We start from the raw sequence: 19571 nt of genomic DNA, 5'->3' as shown, positions 1-19571 counted from the left end.
GCGATACTGCTCTCACTGAAAGTGCCTCCTGGCTCGGGGAGTACAAGCGACTTCGACATCGCTATTTTCCCAAGCACGGAGGCACTTTCCGCGGATACGCGGCTACCTACTCCGGTCATTCATCGGTGTATCGAGGCTTAGTACCGCCGTAAGCAGCGAGCCCCCTGCTGCGGGCGCGGTCTTTGCCTTGCCCGTCTCGGCGACGAGCAGCACCAACTCTGGACATGGCCCCCCCTGGGCTTCCCAACTTCGGGTTCCTCGCATGGCGATGGGGTCACCATCGGAGCGGCCATGACCACGAGTAGTGGTTTCAGCACTATCCACGCTCGGGGCGAGAGATGTCAAGGGGGTAGTTGTTGCAAATGTGGTGCTGAGGCAATTTCCGAGAACGGTCCGAAGCAGGCGGTAATCCGGCTTGACTCGGCACGAGCTGCATTGGACAATCGAACGGGCGTTCCCCCTATCGGCCGCCGAGTCCTAGCTTGCCAAATAGGTCGGCCAGTTGTTCCCGGGATTCAGGGTTCGAGAACAGTCCAATCAGGGGCGCCAGACCACTCGTGGTGCGCCAGGGAGGGAGGGGCGTCGGGGCGAGCGGAAGGCGAACGGCCCGGAGTGGCGCTGGCGGAGGTGTGGGGCGGTGAGCGTCTCCTCGAGGCCCCAACGGGCGCCCGTGAAATCGAGCCGGTCCTTCACCAGATGTCGCCATGCGGCGTCGATGATCTCCGCAGCGATCGGCCATCTTCAGTGAATGCAGTCGGATAGTCCACGTAGTCCCGCTTGGACAGCAGGTTGTTGGCACAGGTGTCGGCGTTCTCCCGGGTCGTGCTCCTGAACCTGTCGACGATCGCCGACATGAATCGATTGACGACGCGGTGCGTGGTCGCACGCCGGGACCACGCACACGCCCAAACGGAGATTGTGGACGGGCACCAAATCCGGGTGTCGGAGCCAGTCCCGTTCTTCGGAGTGGTGTCAAGAAGGTGTCGACCCGGTACTCGGGTCCCGTGTCCGGATGGACTCACCCCCGGTGTCTGGCCGGGCGCTCGCTGGGCCCGTTGCTTGCGTGGCGACTACCGGTGCTGGCTCGCCGAGGGCCAGGACAGCGGCACCCGCAGTCATCGCCTCGTAGAGCGGACGGAGGGCGTCGGTGATCCGTTCCCCGTCGCCGGCGAGGGGTGATGGGTCGAGTTGACGAAGAAGCAGGTCGGGGGCAACGGCCAGGCGGGGTCGGATCTCGATGGCCACCAAGTCCTCATGCCTCCCCCACAGGGATGAAGGGTCCGCCGGCTGCAGCGTGGCGCGGCGCTCGGGGTCAGGCGTGGGCCACCCGAACTGTCCGACGTCGGAGTCCGTGGTCGCTTCGGTCGGTTCGGAGCCGCCGGAGCCGCCGGAGCCGCCGGAGCCGTCGACGGCGTCCAAGCCGCGCCGGCGCGCCCGTAGGCCAGCGAGAAGTTCGGCCTTGCCCCGGCCGCGCCAGGCGAAGATGAGGAACGGGTCGCGGTCGAAGGCCTCTGCTACGAGGAAGTAGACCGCGGCGATGTGCTTGCACGGGTTCTCCCCGTCCGGGCACGAGCATGCCGAGTCGAACCCGTCTGCCGAGGCGGGGAACAGCGGGCCCGACGACTCGGCGAACGCCTCCTCGATCTCTTCGGGCATGTCGCCGGCCAGGAGCTTGGCCATGAAGACAGCGCTCGACGCCATGACCGCCTCGGCGGCATCCCATTCGCCGGCCGTGAGAACGCGTGTCTCGATGAAAACCCGGTAGGGCTTGGCCCGCGAGCCCTGCACCGACGCCGTCACCTGACCCGGCGCCACGTCCATGCTGAGCACCTGGCCCGTGCGGGCGTATCGCTTGCCCCGCTGGAGACGGCTGCCGATGCCCACCGACTCGAGCACGGTGATGAAACGTCGCGACCACCAGGTATCACCGATCGGGCCGCGTTGGCTGCGGGCCTGCAGCCCTCCTTCTACGGCGATCGGGGTGGACGGTGGCGGCCACCATTCTTGGCCGCGGCGCCGGGACCGACTCGCAGGACGACGGGGGGGCATCAGTCGCCCCCGACGGCATCGGCCGACAAGGCCACGACCTGGCGAAGTTGGTCGGTGGACATCTCGGTGATCCAGCCTTCACCGGTGCCGACGATCCGCTCGGCCAGTACGCGCTTTCTCTCGATCATGTCGTCGATGCGCTCCTCGAGGGTCCCGCCGCACACGAACTTCCGCACCTGCACGTTGCGCCGTTGGCCAATGCGAAAGGCCCGATCGGTCGCCTGGTTCTCGACCGCGGGATTCCACCACCGGTCGAAGTGCACGACATGGGTCGCTGCCGTCAGGTTCAGACCGGTGCCCCCGGCCTTCAGCGACAGCAGGAACACGGGCGGGCCGTTGTCGCCCTGAAACCGCTCGACCATGCCATCGCGCGCCTTCTTCGACACCCCGCCGTGGAGCCACAGCACGTCGCACCCGAGATGACGGCGAAGATGGCGCTCGAGCAGGTTCCCCATCTCCGTGAACTGGGTGAACACGAGCGCCCGGTCGCCCTCGGCCACGGCCTCGTCGAGCACCTCGACGAGGCGGGTCAGCTTGCCCGACCGTCCCGGAAGCGACGAGCCGTCGGCCAGGAAGTGCGCCGGATGGTTGCACACCTGCTTGAGTTTCATCATGGTGGCGAGGACCAGGCCGCGGCGTTCGATGCCGTCGGCGTCGTCGATCCTCGCCAGCATGTCATCGACGACGGCCTGGTAGAGACTGGCCTGCTCGCGGGTCAAGGTGCAGAACTCCTTCATCTCGAGCTTGTCGGGCAGGTCGGCGATGATCGACCGGTCGGTCTTCAGCCGGCGGAGCACGAACGGAGCGGTGACGCGACGGAGGCGGGCTGCCGCCTCGTCGTCGCCATCTCGCTCGATCGGGAGGGCGAAGCGGTCGCGAAAGCCCTTCTCCGAGCCGAGCAAGCCGGGGTTGAGGAACTGCATGATCGACCACAGCTCGGTCAGGCGGTTCTCCACCGGGGTGCCGGTCATGGCGATCCGCCGTTGGGCCGGTATGGCCCTGACGCTCTGGGTGGTTCGGGCCGCGCTGTTCTTTATCTGCTGCGCCTCGTCGAGGACCAGGCGCCACCACGGAACGGTGGCGAGGAGGCGCTGGTCGCGCGCGGCGAGACCGTAGGTCGACAGCACCAGGTCGGCCTGCCCGGCCGTGCGGGTGAAGGCCTTGCCGTCGAGCCGATTCGGCCCGTGGTGGACATACACCGACAGTCCGGGGGCGAAGCGTGCTGCCTCTCGCTGCCAATTGCCGACGAGCGACATCGGGCAGAGGACGAGGGTCGGTCCCGCCCACTGGCCGGCGCCGCGTCCCGCTGGCTTGGCCGCTCCCGATCGTCCTCGACGCGTCGGCGCCGGAGGGGCGCGTCGGGCGCGCTCATCGACCACGAGGGCGAGGAGCTGGGCCGTCTTCCCGAGGCCCATGTCGTCGGCCAGGCAGGCCCCGAGACCGAGGTCGCCGAGGAAGGCCAGCCACCCGAGCCCGCGCTCTTGGTAGGGGCGCAGTTCGCCGACGAAGCCGTCGGGGGTGACCCTGGCCCGCAGCCGACGGTCCTCGGCACCGGCGAGGAGGTCCCCGAGCCACCCGTCTGCCTCCACGTCGGCAATGGGTAGGTCGCCGGCGGTCGGCTCGATCCCGAGGGCGCTGCGCATCACATCGCCGGCCGACATGCGGGTGACGCCGCCGCCCTTCTGTCCCACGGCCGCGATGGCGGCGGCGATGTCCTTGTCCCCCAGCTCCACCCACTGGCCCCGGATCCGTACGAGCGGCTGCTTGAGGCGCGCCAACGCGCGTAGCTCGGCCAGCCCGAGCTTGTCGTCACCGAGGACCGCCTCCCAGCTGATGTCGCACAAGCCCTCCAGCCCGATGGCCGATGGTGATGACCCAGCCTTCGACGTGGTTCGAGCCTTGAGCCGGAGGCTCACACGTGCCCGGGAGGAGCGCCACCAAGGTGGGGCGAGCACCCCGAAGCCGGCCTGTTCGAGGATCGGCGCGCCGTCGCGGAGGAAGGCGAGAGCGCCGGCGCCGTCGGTCACCTGCGCGCAGGGCGTCGCCGAGGCCAGCGCGGCGCCCAGTGAAGGGACGAGCCGAGACGCACGGCCCAGGCCTCGCAGGAGGTGCTCGTCGGGGTGCATCGCGTGGCGCTCCAAGGCCGTGAGCTCGGGCCCGTCGGCCCACACGCTCTCGGCGGAGACGAGCAGACTCGGATCATCGACCGCCTGCAGCGCGAACTCGATCCGCCATTCATCGACGGGTTGGCGTTGGGCGGCCGGGCGCCGCCGGCCGGGGAGCGGGGCAATGCCGTCTTCACGGACGCCATGGTCTTCTTCGGCGTCGACGGGAGGCGGGACGATCCGGAAGCAGGTCCGTACGGGGTCCGCCTCCGTGTCCTGCGTGGCGTGCCAGGCGTGGAGGGTGTCGGCGAGGGCGTGCAACTCGTCGTCCCCGGCGTCGACGATTCCGTCGGGCGAACGCAGAGCCGCCAGCCACGCCTCGGCGGGAATGGGCCCCGGTGAACGGCGCCGGCGGGCAGGGGCCCCGGCGGCAGGCGGGCGATCGGCCACGAACCGCCGGACCATTGCGTCGGCCACACTCCAGAGATAGGAGCGGAGGATCTCCTCGGGCGCCTCGGGCGCCTCGGGCGCCTCGGGGGCTTCGGGGGCTTCGGGGGCCGCATCGCTGCGGGCGTGGTCCTGAGCGGCATCGACGGTACTCGCGGCCATGAACGACGGTGGAAGGGCCCACACCAGGGTCTGGATGCGGCCACGATCGCGTGCGTCGATGAGGGGGCGCCAGCGGGCCCGCCAACCGTCGCCGGTGCGCTCCAGGGTGGGGAGCATGCGGCCGCGGGCGGTCAGCTCCAGGATCATCTCCGCGGAACGCGCTGCGAATCGGAGGTCGGAGGCGAGGACGATGCCCGACGGGTCGGAAGGGGCCCCGGACGGGTCGGCCGCCGTCAACGCCAGCACGAGGTGTGCTGCATCGGATGGCTCGAAGACGATCCCCGCGGTGGTCCATGTGGAGGGCGCCGTAGGGGAAGGCGAGGACGCCGCGGGCGGCGACGTGGCGAGGTCGTCCTCGAGCCAGGGCGAGCCGATCGGCCCGCGGCCGACGGCGGGCAGCCGAAGGGAGAGCTCTACCTCGTGGGCCTTGACGACCAGGTCCTCTGTGGCAATCCCTCCGAGCTCGGCGGCGGCCAGGCGGATGCCGTCGGCGCCGAGGGCGAAGGGGTGGGCTTCCGGGCGCCGCTGACGGGGAGGACGACCCCGGCGGGGCGGGGTCGTCCGGGGTCGATCACCATCCTCGGCCCACAGAGCGAGGCCGCCGGCTCGGGCCAGCCACGCCGAGTGGAGAACGATCACCGGGGAATGATGCCTCGCCGAGGAGGTCGTCCCGGTCATCGTGGATCTCGAGCTGGCCTGCCTGGTGGTACGTGTCGGGCGTACCGCCGGTACACCCGCACCCGGTGGGATCGCGGAGGGCCCCTCATACCCGCCACCTCGCCAGATCCCTACCCGGCTCTTCGAAACCCCGTTCAGCTACCGGCGGCAATATCGGGATGCGACCAGCTCCTCGTCACACGTCCTCGCACCGCGATGGCGTCGATGCGGATGACGGTCAAGGCCCTCCCAGGGGTGGCGCCGGGGAAGGCTGTTGTCCCGGTGGGGCGTGAGCATGACCCCATGCCCTTCCGTCCCACCATCGAGGCACGTTCGGATCGGTGGGGTCCGGATACCACCCCGGCGGGGGGACTGCTACCGGGTCGGTGTGGTTCGGTTTCGCGATGCGGCTCCGCACTGCCCACGGGAGACCAAGCCCCAGAAGAAGGCCCCCTGCGAGCATGGATCCCGCCTCGATCATCCGCGTGTTGGTGGCGGACTGACACTCGCGCACGAAGGCGATCCATTGTGGGCGCGAGCCCGATGCCGCCGAAGGCTCAGGTCCGGCACCGATGGAGGCAGGATCGAAGAAGGACGCGATCGCAGATTCCGAAGAGGTGCCGGGGCCGCACGTACCCCCGGCGGCAGGCCGGGGGAGCGCGCCGAGGGCGATCGTGACGGCGGCTGCCAGGAAACCGACGCCCAGGAGGGCACCGACGAGTCGAACAGTTCCGGGCGTGGACACGGACTCGGATCGTAGATGAGGAGCAGCGGGCCGGAGGTAGCAGCGACGGCGTTCAAACGATATTCACAGCTTTGGTGATCCCGGCCCGAGGCCACGCCGGCGACGGAAGTTGCTAGACCGGTGCCATGCGAACGCGGACACTCGGACAGGGCCTGGTCGTCTCCGCTCAGGGGCTGGGCTGCATGGGCATGAGCGAGTTCTACGGGGCGGGGGACGAGGCGGAGTCGATCGCCACCATCCACCGGGCCCTCGACCTCGGCGTGACGCTGCTCGACACCGCCGACATGTACGGGCCGTTCACGAACGAGGAGCTGGTGGGTCGGGCCATCGTCGGGCGACGCCACGAGGTCGTCCTCGCCACCAAGTTCGGCAACGAGCGCGCCCCCGACGGCACCCGCATCGGCATCAACGGCCGCCCCGAGTACGTGCGGTCGGCGTGCGACGCCTCCTTGCGCCGGCTCGGGGTGGATCACATCGACCTCTACTACCAACATCGTGTCGACACCGACACCCCCATCGAGGACACCGTCGGCGCCATGGCCGAGCTGGTGGCCGCGGGGAAAGTCGGGTACCTCGGGCTGTCCGAGGCGGCGCCCGACACGGTCCGCCGGGCACATGCCGTCCACCCGATCACGGCGCTGCAGACCGAGTGGTCGCTGTGGACCCGGGACCCCGAGACCGACGGTGTGCTCGAGACGGTGCGCGAGCTGGGCATCGGCTTCGTCGCCTACTCGCCGCTCGGGCGGGGATTTCTCTCCGGCGCCATCCGGACGCCGGAGGACCTGGCCCCCGACGACTTCCGCCGCCACAACCCGCGCTTCCGGGGCGAGAGCTTCCGTAAGAATCTCGAGCTCGTGGGGCGCTTCGAGGAGATCGCCGCGGCCAAGGGAGTGGCGACGTCCCAGCTGGCCCTGGCCTGGGTGCTCGCCCGCGGGGACGACGTGGTCCCGATCCCGGGCACCAAGCGGCGCGCCTACCTGGAGCAGAACGTGGCCGCCGACGACATCCGGCTCTCCGAGGAGGAGCTGCGGCGGATCGACGAGGTCCTGCCCGTCGGTGCCGCCGCCGGCGACCGCTACGGCGACATGACGCCGGTGCACCGCTGAGCTCGCGGGTGACGCCCCCGGGGCATCCCCCGGTAGGGGCGCGCCAGGGACATCCCTGATTCCCTTCCCTCCGGCGCCGCGCCAGGCTGCTCGTGCCGAGCCGCCGCCGGACGCCCGCGGGCAACGACCGCCCGGGCATAGGGTCGCGCCCGAGCACACGGAGGGCGGCCACATGACGGTGACAGACCAGGCATCGACAGGAGCATCCAGAACTCCGCAGACACCGGCGGCGCGTGCGGTCGACCTCGTGAAGACGTACGGCAAGGGTGACGCCGCCGTGCAGGCGCTGGCCGGCATCAACGTCGAGTTCGGGCGGGGACAGTTCACCGCCGTCATGGGGCCCTCCGGTTCCGGCAAGTCGACGCTCATGCACTGCATGGCCGGGCTGGACACGCCGACGTCGGGGCGAACCTTCGTCGGCGACCTCGAGATCGGGCTCCTCGACGATGGCGGCCTGACCCAGATGCGCCGCGACCGGATCGGCTTCGTGTTCCAGTCCTTCAACCTGGTGCCCACGCTGACGGCGGGCGAGAACATCACCCTCCCCGCCGACCTGGCCGGCATGAAGGTCGACCAGGCGTGGTTCGACTACCTCGTCGAGCAGCTCAGGATCGGAGACCGGCTGAGCCACCGGCCCGTCGAGCTGTCCGGGGGCCAGCAGCAGCGGGCCGCATGCGCCCGGGCGCTCATCAGCCGGCCGGACCTGATCTTCGCCGACGAGCCCACGGGCAACCTCGACTCCAACTCGTCGGCCGAGATGCTCGCCTTCCTGCGCCGCTCGGTGACGGAGTTCGAGCAGTCGATCGTCATGGTCACGCACGACCCCCGTGGTGCGGCCTACGCGGATCGCGTCGTCTTCCTGGCCGACGGCAGGATCGTCGGGGAGCTGTTGTCCCCGACGGCCGATTCGGTCCTCGAGCAGATGAAGCTGCTGGGGAATTGACATGTGGAAGGTGACCATCAAGGGCCTCCTCGCGCACCGGCTGCGGTTGGCGCTCACCGGGCTCGCCATCGTGCTCGGGGTGACGTTCATCTCCGGCACCCTCGTCCTGACGGACACGCTCCAGAACACCTTCACCACGCTGTTCGGCCACATCTACCAGAACGTCGACTTCCAGGTCCGGGGCAAGGCGGCGTTCACCGACAACAGCGGGCGCGGCGGGGCCGTGCGCTCGCCGATCCCGCAGGCGATCATGGCCACGGTGCGCCGGGTGCCCGGCGTCGCCGCCGCCGAGGGGACCGTCAGCGGCTACGCGCAATTCGTCGCGCCGAACGGCACGGCCATCCGCACCGGGGGGGCGCCCACCCTCGGTGTGTCGTTCGACCCCGACCCCCAGCTGTCCTCGCTGCGAGTGGTCCGCGGCGTCGCCCCCAGTTCTTCGAGCGACGTCGCCATGGACCAGGGCACGGCGCAGAAGTACCACTTCGCCCCGGGTGACCACGTGCGGGTGCTCCTGGCCGGGGCGCCCCAGACCTTCACCCTCACGGGCATCGTCAGGTTCGGGACCGCCGACAATCTGGCGGGGGCGACATTGGCGGCGTTCGACCTCTCGACGGCCCAGCGGATCTTCGACGAGAACGGCCACGTCGACACCATCAACGTGCTGGCCCGACCGGGCACCGACACACCGAGCCTGCAACGCGCCATTGCCCGGGTGCTGCCGGCGGGGGTGGAGGTGGTCACCGGCCAGACGGTGGCAAACGAGCAGACGAACGCCATCAACCAGGCGCTGTCCTTCTTCTCCACCGCGCTCCTGGTCTTCGCGTTCATCGCTCTGTTCGTGGGCGGGTTCACGATCTTCAACACCTTCTCGATCATCGTCGGCCAACGGACCCGCGAACTCGCCCTGCTGCGCATCGTCGGGGCGAGCCGCCGACAGGTCTTCCGCTCCGTCCTGGCCGAGGCCGGCATCCTCGGCCTGGTTGCCTCGCTGATCGGGCTCGGCCTGGGCGTGCTGTCGGCGATCGGCCTCGAGGCCCTGCTGAAGGGGTTCGGCATCACGCTGCCCTCGGGCGCGCTGGTCTTCCAGTTCCGGACGGTGGTGGCCGCCATCGTCGTGGGCGTCGGCGTGACCATGGTCTCGGCGATCAGCCCGGCGCGCCGCGCCGTTCGCATTCCCCCGGTGGCGGCGCTCGTCGACTACCGAGGGGACGAGGCGGAGTCCTCCAGGCGCCGCGTGGTGATCGGCAGCGTCATCGCCGGCCTCGGCATCGCCGCCCTGGCGTCGGGGCTGACCAAGCCCGCCATCCAACTCGTGGGCCTGGGAGCGGTAGCGGTCTTCATCGGCATCGGGATGCTGGCGCCGATCGTGGCCCGGCCCATGGCGAGCCTCCTCGGGCGCCCGTTGTCCCGCGCCCTGGGTATCTCCGGGAAGCTGGGCCGTGAGAACTCGATGCGCAGCCCGCGCCGGACAGCCCAGACGTCCTCGGCGCTCATGGTCGGCCTGGCGCTGGTCTCCACGATGGCGGTCTTCGGCGCCTCCCTGTCGCGGTCGGCCACGAGCAGCGTCGACAATGCCGTCAGTGCCGACTACATCATCACGGCGTCGGGCAACGGCCCGGGCGGCTTCAGCAATTCGGTGGCGGATGCCGCCTCACGTGTGCCGGGCGTGGCGAGCGCGTCCACCGTCTACAGCGGTGAGTTCGAGTTCCAGCACTCGCTGGCGAACCTGACCGCGGTGTCGACCGACCATCTCCCGGACACCGTGATCCTGCGGATGGACGCCGGCTCGGGTGGCCCCGCCCTGGCGGCGCGGGAACTGCTCATCGACACCACGACGGCGAACACCAAGCACCTCTCGGTGGGCTCGGTCGTACCGGTGAAGTTCGCCGAGACCGGCGCGTCGACGATGCGCATCGGCGGGATCTTCAAGCCCAACGCCCTGCTCGGCAGCTTCCTCGTCGGGGACGGCTTCTTCCTCTCGCACTTCAACGCCCCCCTCCCCGTCGCCGTGCTCCTCGACACCAACGGCCACACCGGGGGCGTCACCAAGGCCGTCTCGAGCGGGCTCGAGGCCTACCCGAACCTGCAGATCCGGACCCGGGCCCAGTTCGAGAAGGCGCAACAGGCCCAGGTGAACCAGCTCCTGGGCCTCGTGTACGCCTTGCTGGCCCTCGCCGTCGTCATCGCCCTCATCGGCATCGTGAACACCCTGATGCTCTCGGTGTTCGAACGGACCCACGAGATCGGGCTGCTCCGGGCGGTCGGGATGAAGCGCCGCCAGATCCGGGCCATGATCCGGTCGGAAGCGGTCATCCTGTCGCTCTTCGGTGCGATCGTCGGCGTCGTCGTCGGGACGGCGCTGGGGTCGGCCTTCGCGGCGGCGCTGAAACAACAGGGGATCACCGACATCGTGCTCCCCTTCGGCAGTCTCGTGACGTTCCTGGTCCTGGCGGCGTTGCTGGGGCTCGGTGCCGCCAGCTGGCCGGCGCGGCGCGCCGCGAAGCTCGACGTCCTGGCGGCGATCGCCGCCGATTGACCGCACGGCCGCCGCGCCGACCGTCGCCGTGCCGGATCGGCCGCCCCGGGCCCGACGCCCGCCAGAATGGTCCCATGGCGGAGACACGGTCACCGGGGACGTGACCGACGTCGTCCTGCGGCCGTACGAAGCCGCCGACCGGCCCGCGGTGCGCAGGATCTGTCACGTGACGGGGTACATGGGCGGCCCCGCCGCCTGGTACTGGCGCGACGCCGCGAGCTTCGCGGATCTCTTCACCGGCTACTACACCGACGAAGAGCCCGGCTCCGCGTCGGTGTGCGAGATCGACGGCGACGTGGCCGGTTACCTCCTCGGCTGCGCCGATTCGCGCACGGTGACGGATCCGGCCCGGGTCTTCGGGCGCAGCCTGCTGCGACGGGCCCTCGTCGTGCGCCCCGGTACGGCGGGGTTCGTGTGGCGGTCGATCGGTGACGCCGTCGCGGCCGGCGTGCGCCGCCAGCAGCTCCCGCCCTCCTCGGTCGTCGACGCCCGCTGGCCCGCCCATCTGCACGTCGACCTGCTGCCGGTGGCGCGCGGTCGGGGGGTCGGGGCGTCGTTGGTCCGGCACTGGCTCGAACGGCTCCGGTCCGCGTCCGTCGCCGGCTGCCACCTGCAGACCCTGTCGGAGAACACGACGGCGCTGTCGTTCTTCGAGGCCATGGGCTTCACCCGGGAGGGCGACGCTGTACTCGTACCGGGTCTGCGGACGCCGGACGGTGGGCGTCACCACGTCCAGCTGATGGTGCAGCCGCTCTGAGGCTACGACGAGGCCGCGCCCCGGGAGACGATGCGGCACGGGATGGAGGTGTCCTCCTCGAGGTGGTAGCTGGCACAGACGCGGTGGTAGCCGTCGGCGACCCACAGCGGTGCGCCGCGCACCAGCAACACGGGGGAGAGCTTCGTTCCCGCCTGCACCTTGCCGAGGTCCTTCGCCACCTCGGGGTCGTCGGCCGGCAGCAGCGGCAGCCCGCTGGCCCGCAGGATGTCCTTGGCCATGTAGTGCTCGATCCCCGGGCTGCGCTCGAGCGCCTTCGCCAACCGCTTCGCCTGTGCGGGATCGACGAGCAGTGACAGGTAGGCCCGGGCGGCGGGGTAGTCGTGCTCCTCGGGCTCGTCCTTCCAGTGCTCACTGGTCATGACGGCGCCTCCGTTCGACACCGGGGGTGCCTACCCTCGCCGGTGACGAGCGAGTCCACCACGACCGGGGGCACGGCGCCAGTCCCGCGGCCGCTGCGGAGGCGGACGGCGGCAGCGCCCCCGTCGTCACCCCACGTCCGGGCCGCGCCTCGGGTGCGGGCCGCACCTCATGGCCGCGGGCCGCGTCTCAAGAAGCACGTACTCAGTCTCCGGCGTCGGTATCGCCCGTCCGGAACGTGAACATCCGGGCCGCTTCGATGCGCAGGTACACGGGCCCCGAGTCGAGGAACTGCTCCCACTCGGGGCCGTAGCGGGCACGTAGACGTCGAGGAGGCAGCGCCGGAACCCCGAGTCCGTGCTGCTCACGTCGACGGGCACGGCGCTCCCGTGCACGGTCACGGCGAACTCCTCGCCGGGCAGGTGGGTGGCGCTCACCTGGGGCCGTTCCCGGAGATGGCGGGAGCGCACGGCGTCGGGTGCCGTCCCGAAGTGGAACGAGCCCCTGTAGAAGATGCCGTCGACGGGACCCACCATCGGACGCCCGTCGGCGGTCACCGTGGCCAGGGCGAGCAGTCGCATCCCGTCGAGCCGGGCGGAGAGCGTGGCGGCGTCGACCCGTCGGTCGGGGGTGATGATGGTGCGCAGGTGGGGGCCGGCCGCGGCCATGCTCCGGTCGAGCAGGTCCTGGAGGGCGGCGAGGTCGTCGGCGGTCTCGAAGATGCGGCCAGTCAACCAGGGTGCCGTGACGCCGCGCCCGCCTCGATCCCGAGCAGGAAGCGCTTGGCCTCGAGCCCGCCCCCGTACCCGGTGAGCCCGCCCGACGCACCCACGACCCGATGGCACGGGACGATGATGGCCAGGGGGTTGCGGGCGTTGGCGTGGCCCACGGCCCGGGCGGCACCGGCCCGGCCCACCCGCCGGGCGAGCTCGGCGTAGCTGACGGTGGTGCCGTACCGGACCCGGCGCAGCTGCTCCCAGACCTGGCGCTGGAACGACGTTCCCCCGATCGCCAGGGGCAGCGTGAAGGCCCGGCGACGGCCGTCGAAGTACTCCCCGAGCTGCGCGGCGGCGTCGTCGAGCACCCCGCCGGCCCCGGACGAGCCGGGCGCGTTCGACGTCGGCCCGAAGCTGACGCCTGTCAGGCGGCCCGAGGCATCGGCGCTCAGCACCAGCGGCCCCAGTGGGGTCTCCAGGGCGCGGTGCGCGCCGGTCATGACGCCCGTGCCGCCGCGGCGGCTTCGTGCCGCCACAGATGGAGCGTGGCGTACGACCGCCGCGGCCGCCGCCGAGGTCGCCCGGCGGCGCAATGTCGGGATGGCAGGGGCAGGTCGTTCAGAGCTCGAGCGTCTCGGCGTCGGGGGGGTTGCCCGCCCGGCGCATCGCTTTCGCCTTCGTCCGCATCAGGGCGTCGCGCGGGCCGCGCGCCACCAGGGCCGCCGTGCGCGCCGCTTCGCCCGAGAGCACCCCGGGCTTGACGACCGCCGACACCAGGCCGATGCGCAATGCCTCGGCGGCGTCGATGGTGCGTCCCGTCAGGCACAGGTCGCGCGCCGGTCCCGACCCCACGATGTCGGCGAGGGGGGAGAAGACCACGTCCGACCACGTCTGTTCGGGGTGGCCGAAGCGAGCATCGGTGGCGGCGACCCGGATGTCGCACATGACGGCGAGGTCGAAGCCGCCCGCCAGCGCGGGGCCCTGCACGGCAGCGACGATCGGCAGCGGGAAGGTGAGCACGGCGCGGTGGAAGCGGTCGGCCGACTGCCACAGCCGTCGCTGGAAATCGGGGTCCTGCACGGAGAACTCCCCGAGGTCGAACCCGGCGCAGAAGGTGTCGCCGGCCGCCGCCAGCACGACCACGCGCACCTGCTCGTCGGAGGCGAGGGTGTCGAGGGCGTCGCACACCTCCTCGCGCACCGCCACCGACAGGGCGTTCTTCTTGGCGGGACGGTCGAGGACCATGGTCACCACGCCCTCGTCGGCCCCCGACACCTGCAGCAGCTCTCCCATTGCCGACCTCCTCGCCAGCAATATGTATGACGATCTACATAGAAGTCAAGTAGGATCGGGTCGATGGCCAGGACCTCCGGGACGCGGGCACGGCTGCTCGACGCCGGTGCGACGCTCTTCCGCCGCCAGGGCTACGCGGGTACGGGCCTGAAGCGGATCGTGGACGAGGGGGGCGCCCCCCGGGGGTCGCTGTACCACTTCTTCCCGGGCGGCAAGGAGCAGCTCGGTGCCGAGGCCGTGGCGCGTTCCGGGGCGGGCTTTCGCCGGGTCCTCGAGTCCGTCCTCGAGGGCAACGACCCGGCGGCGTCGGTGCGTGCCATGTTCGACCTGAGCGCCGCTGCGCTCGAGGCGTCCGACTACCGCGACGGGTGCCCCGTGGCCACGGTTGCCCTCGAGGCGGCCAGCACGAGTGAGCCGCTGCGACTGGCCTGTGCGGCGGTGTTCGAGTCGTGGGCGGACGCGCTCGAGGAGCGTCTCGTGCGCGCCCGCGTGGACGCCGGTGTGGCCCGGGAGCTCGCCGTGTTCGGGCTGGCGGCCTTCGAAGGTGCCATCGTGCTGAGCCGGACGGCGCGCACGACGCGTCCGCTCGTCGTGTGCGGCGAGGCGGTGTCGGCGGTCGTCGCCGGCGTCGTGGCTGCGGGCGCGCCGTCAGCGGGGGCTGCGTCCGCACCGGAGCCGTCTGGACGTCGGGCCTCTGGACATCTTGCGTCCGCACAGGACAGGTGAGCCGATGATCGAGGTCGAGCAGCGCGGTGAGGTGCAGGTCCTGCACATGCGCGACGGCGAGAACCGGTTCAACCGCGCCTCGGTGGACGCCCTCAACGACGCCCTCGACGTCATCGAGGGCGTCGAGGGCCCGCTCGCCCTCGTGACCACGGGGGAGGGCAAGTTCTACTCCAACGGCCTCGACCTCGACTGGCTGGCGAGCGCCGGACCCGAAGGGGCGGGCTTCCTCGACGACGTACACGGGCTGCTGCGTCGGATGCTCGGCTTCCCGGCGGTGACCGTGGCCGCGGTCAACGGGCACGCCTTCGCCGCCGGCGCCATGTTCGCCAGCGCACACGACTTCGTGGTCATGCGCGACGACCGCGGGTACTGGTGCCTCCCCGAGGTCGACATCGGCCTCCCGCTCACCGACGTGATGTACGGGCTGCTCGCCGCCAAGCTCCCCACGGTGACCACACACGAGGCCATCACGACCGGCCGGCGCTACGACGCCGGCGCCGCCCGGGCCGCCGGCATCGCCCACGACAGCGCACCCGACGCCGGGGTGCTGCGCCGCGCCGTGGAGCGGGCCACCGGGCTGGCGGGCAAGAATCGGTCCGTGGTGGCCCGGCACAAGCGCCTCATGTATGCAGCCGTGCTCGGCGGGCCGTGAGCGCGCCCGAGCCTGCGCTCGGCGCCCCCGTGCTCCCTCTGGGGGCACGGGCCGCGCAGCAGCCCGACGCCCCGGCGCTGATCATGGGCGCGAGTGGCGAGGTCCTCACCTACCGGGAGGTCGACGACCGGTCCAACCGCCTGGCCCGGATGCTGCGCCACGAAGGCCTGTCCCCCGGCGACCACATCGCCATACTCATGGAGAACAACGCCGCCTACCTGCCCGTAGCGTGGGCGGCGCAACGCTCTGGGCTCTACTACACCGCGCTCAACAGCCACCTGCGCAGCGCCGAGGTCCAGTACATCCTCGATGACTGCGGTGCCGTCGCCCTCGTCTCCTCGCCGGCGATGGCCGAGGCGGTGTCGAGCCTCGACCTGGCGCGCATCCGCCTGCGCCTGTCGGTCGGCGGGCCCCTCCCCGGATTCGCCTCCTACGAGGAGGCCGTCGCCGCGTTCGACGCGGTGCCGGTCCCCGACGAGTGCGAGGGGCGGGAGATGCTCTACTCGTCGGGGACGACGGGCAAGCCCAAGGGAGTGCGCAAGCTGCTGGCCGCCACCGCCATGGGTGACCCCGCGGCCGCTCCCGTCCAGATCGCCGCGGCCATGGCGGCGCGTGGCATCGGTCGAGGCGACGTGTACCTGTCGCCGGCGCCCCTGTACCACTCGGCCCCGCTCGTCTACTGCATGTCGATGCTCCGCCTCGGCGCCACCGCGGTGGTGATGGAGCACTTCGACGCCTCGCTGTGTCTGGCGCTGATCGAGCGCCACCGGGTCACGCATGCACAGTTCGTCCCGACCATGTTCGTGCGCCTGCTCCGGCTGCCTGCGCACGAGCGCGAGCGCTACGACCTGTCGAGCCTGCGGTCGGTGGTGCACGCCGCCGCCCCGTGCCCGGTGGCGGTGAAGCGCCGCATGATCGACTGGTGGGGCCCGATCATCGACGAGTACTACGCGGGTACCGAGGACGTCGGCTCGACGTGGATCACCGCTGCCGAGTGGATGGAACACCCGGGATCGGTGGGCCGTCCCCTGTCACCCGCGCACGTCGTGGGGCCCGACGGCGAGGAGCTCGGCCCCGGCGAGGAGGGTGTCGTGTACTTCGAGGGGGGCAGGCCCTTCGAGTACCACAACGACCCGGAGAAGACGGCGTCGATCACCGACCGACGGGGCTGGCGGACACTCGGGGACATCGGCCGGCTCGACGACGACGGGTACCTCTACCTCACAGACCGCCAGGCCCACATGATCATCTCGGGGGGCGTCAACATCTACCCCCAGGAGGCCGAGAACGTCCTCATCGGCGACCGGCGCGTGGTCGACGTCGCCGTCATCGGGGTGCCCGATCCCGAGATGGGGGAGGCGGTCAAGGCCGTGGTGCAACTGGTCGACACGATCTCGGGCGGGCCGGAGCTCGAGGCCGACCTGATCTCCGAGTGCCGGCGGCAGATCGCCGGCTACAAGTGTCCCCGCAGCGTGGACTTCGTGGCTGAGCTGCCGCGCGATCCCAACGGCAAGCTCTACAAGCGGCTTCTCCGGGAACGCTACTGGGAAGGGCACGACTCTCGCGTGGTGTGACCCTCGACACCGGACCGTCGACGCCTGACCGTCGACGCCGTGACGTCGGTGCGGGCCGTCGGCGCGGTGGGCCCCGTGTCAGCCGCCTGCGGTGGTGGTCGTGGTGGTGGGCGTCGTCGTCGTGGTCGTCGAGGTTGTGGTCGTGGTGGTGGGTGCCGTCGTGGTGGTCGTCGGCGTGGTGGTCGTGGGCGTGGTGGTCGCCGGCGCGGATGTCGCCGTGGTGAACACCCACGATCCCGACGCGCAGTCGGCCGGGGTGGTCGCCGTCACGAGGTAGGAGCCGGGTGTGCCGGGCACCGCGGCCACGGCCAGCCCCGGGCCGGTCTCCAGGCAGAGACGGGCGGGGTCGTTGGTGGCGAACCCGGTGAGCCGGCCCGCCGGGAGAGCCGCCGACGCGCCGGGGATCGACGCCAGGTCGACCGCGGCCAGCGTCACCGGGATCCCGTTCCAGGTGCCGGCGAAGAAGTAGTCCGATGGCAGCGTCGTCGTGGGCCCCGGATGGGCCACGGCGCCCGTCGGCCCCGGCCCGAGGTTCTTGACCACCGCGGCGTTGCCGCGCAGCGCGGCGAGCATGGCGGGGTTGCCTCCGTCCATGCCCAGCGCCCAGATGCCGAGGCCGGCGATGTGGTACGTGTCGGCCAGCTGCGCCTTCAGGGCGAGCGACGTGGGGTTGTCGAACCATGTCTGGTGCCACTGCGTCCCCACCAGGTACGAGGTCCACGGCGTCTGCGTGGTGGGGTCCCAGTAGACGTGGCTCCCGGAGGCGGCCACCTGGGAGTAGCTGAGCGGTGTGGCCGGGCCGGTGGCGGGGTCGCCGAGGCCGGGTCCCGCCGTCGGCCAGTCGTAGCCGTAGTAGGGGACGCCCAGGATCACCTTGGACGGCGCCACCACCGCGGCGTACTGCTGCACGGCGTCGAGGTCGGAGAAGCCCGGGCCGGTGAGCGGGGCCGTGGGCGACGGGGTGGCGGGGTCGTTCATGTCGTAGGCCATGACGAAGAACCCGTCGACACTCGGCGCCAGGCCGGGGATGTCGTAGAAGCCCCCCGGGTCGCCGGCAGACGACGCGTAGGTGTCCATCGTCACCTGCCAGTGTGGGTCGCCGCCGCGCATCGCGGCCGACACCGTGGCCAGCAGCCGGTCCAGGCCGGCCTGGTCCTTGGGGCCCTTGCCCTCGAAGTCGATGTTGATGCCGTCGAGGTTCTTCGCCTGGACGAGCTGGACGAGTATGGCCGCCAGCCGCCCGTCGGCGACGGGATCGGCGGCGAGCGCGTCGAGCGCCTTCTGGTCGAAGCATGTGGCGGTGAGCACCACCCGGTCGCCGGCCCCGTGGGCCCGCGTGACGAGGTCGGCGAGAGCCTGGCTCTGGTAGCCGACCCACCCGGCCCCGCTCTCGGCCACGCTGCCATCGGCGTTCACATCGACGCTGAAGTACGCGAGGGTCGTCATCCCGGCCACGTCGAACGCCGACGCGTCCGGCAGCGTCCAGTACGGGGCGAACCCGAAGATCTCGTGGGGGCGCAGCGCCGGCGAGCCCGCCAGCGAGGGTGGGGCCGGCGCCGGCGGGGCGGTGGCCGCCGGGAGTGAGATGGCATGACGCGAGGCCGCGTAGCGCTTGGCCAGTTTGTCCATGATCGACACGTCCTGGCCGTGGCCGTGGCCCGTGCCGGGTGACACCGTCGTGGCGGCCAGCGCGCCGCCCGTGCCCACCGATCCCAGTGCCGCGCCGCCGGTCACCAGGGCGAGCGCCCCGAGGCATGCCACCACCGGCGCCACCCGCAGCTGGCGCGGCGCTGCATGGCGCGGCGCGGCATGGCGCGGCCGCGTCCACACGGGCAAGACCGCGCTGAGCCGGTGCGTCGGCCACCGCAGGCGCGTGGGGGCGGCGTGCGCTCCTCGGCGCGTCACCATGTGGCGGGGCCGCCCTCGTCCGGTCATCAGGTGTCGATCAGCTCTATCTCACGCCTGGGCGCATCGTGCGGGCTCCGGGCCGGCCCCGTGGGGCCGGGCGGCGCACCCGCGTTGTGGGTGTTGCACCAGTTGACAAGTTGCACCAGTTGACAAGGGGCGCGACGCTTCACGCCAATTCCCCCTCGTCTTGTCGGCACGTGCCGGCGAGAACTTCATCGCTGCCCATGCCGGGGGTCGTCGGTCGCCCAGGCCGGCGGGCCCCCGATCCCACGCTTCGCTTGTGAGACCGCACTGGCCGTGGTGCGTATCGGAAGGCCGGCGCCCGACCCGCGCCGACGGCCGAGCGCGGTCCGGCACGTGAGCCGTGCTGACGGCGTTCCCTCCCGGCCCTGGCCTCGCTCCGGATCGCCCCAGGTCGCGGGGTACGCGGCGCGGGCGGGCGGCGCAGCCGATGCTCTATTTCCGGTCAACTGAGCCAACAGACGCCCAACTGCATTGACTGGCTCCGCGTGCCCGGACACGCTTCACGGAGCGTCCCCGGTCGGACGAGCTGCGTGCCGACAATGTCCGGCGAGCCCGGATCGGCGGCCACGGGCAGCAGCGGCCACCCGGGGCACGTGCAAGGTGTTCGACGGGGTTCGTGGACGTTCCGGCCGGCAGCCGCTCGTGGCCCCGGGTCGGTCGTCGCGACCTCCGGGGCTTGGGGGGGAGCCGGAAGATGCATTATTCGACTCGTCGGGCCACAGGCCTGTCGTACCGCCCGCGTCGCGGCGACCGGTGGTCGGGTGCCTTCGTCGCCGGGGTGGCGATCGCCGGG

14 protein-coding genes are annotated in these 19571 nt (G+C 71.4%); 7 read left to right on the top strand and 7 right to left on the bottom strand.

Annotation, left to right across the window (positions count from 1 at the left end):
• Positions 1-972: 972 nt before the first annotated feature.
• Together VMV22_14860 and VMV22_14855 are read right to left on the bottom strand one after the other, a co-directional pair.
• Complete coding sequence (locus VMV22_14860; protein ID HUY23611.1) at positions 973-1896, bottom strand: SWIM zinc finger family protein; 924 nt, start codon at positions 1894-1896, stop codon at positions 973-975.
• A gap of 152 nt (positions 1897-2048) precedes the next feature.
• Positions 2049-5402: a DEAD/DEAH box helicase gene (locus VMV22_14855; GenBank protein ID HUY23610.1), complete on the bottom strand. Its 3354-nt coding sequence runs from the start codon at positions 5400-5402 to the stop codon at positions 2049-2051.
• 888 nt (positions 5403-6290) lie between these two features.
• Between VMV22_14855 and VMV22_14850 the strand changes: the two genes are divergently transcribed.
• The 4 genes from VMV22_14850 (at position 6291) to VMV22_14835 (ending at position 11507) form a co-directional block, all read left to right on the top strand.
• Positions 6291-7271 (top strand): aldo/keto reductase, encoded by a 981-nt coding sequence (locus tag VMV22_14850; GenBank protein ID HUY23609.1) that lies wholly within the window; start codon positions 6291-6293, stop codon positions 7269-7271.
• Positions 7272-7443: 172 nt separating this feature from the next.
• Positions 7444-8214: an ABC transporter ATP-binding protein gene (locus tag VMV22_14845; protein ID HUY23608.1), complete on the top strand. Its 771-nt coding sequence runs from the start codon at positions 7444-7446 to the stop codon at positions 8212-8214.
• A gap of 10 nt (positions 8215-8224) precedes the next feature.
• A complete protein-coding gene (locus VMV22_14840; GenBank protein HUY23607.1) occupies positions 8225-10750 on the top strand; it encodes an FtsX-like permease family protein in 2526 nt (841 codons plus the stop codon).
• A gap of 100 nt (positions 10751-10850) precedes the next feature.
• Positions 10851-11507, top strand: a complete 657-nt coding sequence (locus tag VMV22_14835) for a GNAT family N-acetyltransferase (protein ID HUY23606.1) — start codon at positions 10851-10853, stop codon at positions 11505-11507.
• 2 nt (positions 11508-11509) lie between these two features.
• On the opposite strand, the gene VMV22_14830 is transcribed toward VMV22_14835, so the two are convergent.
• From VMV22_14830 to VMV22_14815, 4 genes are all read right to left on the bottom strand, one after another.
• Positions 11510-11887 (bottom strand): hypothetical protein, encoded by a 378-nt coding sequence (locus tag VMV22_14830; GenBank protein ID HUY23605.1) that lies wholly within the window; start codon positions 11885-11887, stop codon positions 11510-11512.
• A gap of 126 nt (positions 11888-12013) precedes the next feature.
• Positions 12014-12619 carry a pyridoxamine 5'-phosphate oxidase family protein gene (locus VMV22_14825; GenBank protein HUY23604.1) on the bottom strand — a complete coding sequence of 202 codons (606 nt, stop codon included), beginning with the start codon at positions 12617-12619 and terminating at the stop codon, positions 12014-12016.
• The gene (locus tag VMV22_14820) at positions 12616-13137 is read right to left on the bottom strand and encodes a methylated-DNA--[protein]-cysteine S-methyltransferase (protein ID HUY23603.1); all 522 of its coding nucleotides are present in this window, start codon (positions 13135-13137) and stop codon (positions 12616-12618) included. Before VMV22_14820 ends, VMV22_14825 begins: the two co-directional genes overlap by 4 nt.
• Before the next feature lie 82 nt (positions 13138-13219).
• Positions 13220-13894 (bottom strand): enoyl-CoA hydratase/isomerase family protein, encoded by a 675-nt coding sequence (locus VMV22_14815; GenBank protein ID HUY23602.1) that lies wholly within the window; start codon positions 13892-13894, stop codon positions 13220-13222.
• Positions 13895-13957: 63 nt separating this feature from the next.
• Between VMV22_14815 and VMV22_14810 the strand changes: the two genes are divergently transcribed.
• The 3 genes from VMV22_14810 to VMV22_14800 are packed head-to-tail and all read left to right on the top strand — an operon-like array spanning position 13958 to position 16846.
• Entirely contained in the window at positions 13958-14620 is a 663-nt protein-coding gene (locus tag VMV22_14810; GenBank protein ID HUY23601.1) for a TetR/AcrR family transcriptional regulator, read from the top strand.
• A 4-nt stretch (positions 14621-14624) separates the two neighbouring features.
• Entirely contained in the window at positions 14625-15272 is a 648-nt protein-coding gene (locus VMV22_14805) for an enoyl-CoA hydratase/isomerase family protein (protein ID HUY23600.1), read from the top strand.
• Positions 15269-16846: an acyl-CoA synthetase gene (locus VMV22_14800; GenBank protein HUY23599.1), complete on the top strand. Its 1578-nt coding sequence runs from the start codon at positions 15269-15271 to the stop codon at positions 16844-16846. Before VMV22_14805 ends, VMV22_14800 begins: the two co-directional genes overlap by 4 nt.
• 78 nt (positions 16847-16924) lie before the next feature.
• On the opposite strand, the gene VMV22_14795 is transcribed toward VMV22_14800, so the two are convergent.
• On the bottom strand, positions 16925-18781 hold the full coding sequence (locus VMV22_14795) for a glycosyl hydrolase family 18 protein (protein HUY23598.1): 1857 nt from the start codon (positions 18779-18781) through the stop codon (positions 16925-16927).
• Positions 18782-19571 lie beyond the last annotated feature (790 nt).

The organism is Acidimicrobiales bacterium (assembly GCA_035531755.1).
GTDB lineage: Bacteria > Actinomycetota > Acidimicrobiia > Acidimicrobiales > UBA8190 > DATKSK01.
The sequence above is the reverse complement of the archived record's forward strand: the minus strand, read 5'-3'. Positions and strand labels throughout refer to the sequence as shown.

What these genes read in the sequence shown, in the direction of transcription:
- VMV22_14850 (HUY23609.1), top strand. Translation starts at nt 6,291, where the DNA reads ATGCGAACGCGGACACTCGGACAGGGCCTGGTCGTCTCCGCTCAGGGG.
- VMV22_14845 (HUY23608.1), top strand. Translation starts at nt 7,444, where the DNA reads ATGACGGTGACAGACCAGGCATCGACAGGAGCATCCAGAACTCCGCAG.
- VMV22_14830 (HUY23605.1), bottom strand. Translation starts at nt 11,887, where the DNA reads ATGACCAGTGAGCACTGGAAGGACGAGCCCGAGGAGCACGACTACCCC.
- VMV22_14815 (HUY23602.1), bottom strand. Translation starts at nt 13,894, where the DNA reads ATGGGAGAGCTGCTGCAGGTGTCGGGGGCCGACGAGGGCGTGGTGACC.
- VMV22_14810 (HUY23601.1), top strand. Translation starts at nt 13,958, where the DNA reads ATGGCCAGGACCTCCGGGACGCGGGCACGGCTGCTCGACGCCGGTGCG.
- VMV22_14805 (HUY23600.1), top strand. Translation starts at nt 14,625, where the DNA reads ATGATCGAGGTCGAGCAGCGCGGTGAGGTGCAGGTCCTGCACATGCGC.
- VMV22_14795 (HUY23598.1), bottom strand. Translation starts at nt 18,781, where the DNA reads ATGACCGGACGAGGGCGGCCCCGCCACATGGTGACGCGCCGAGGAGCG.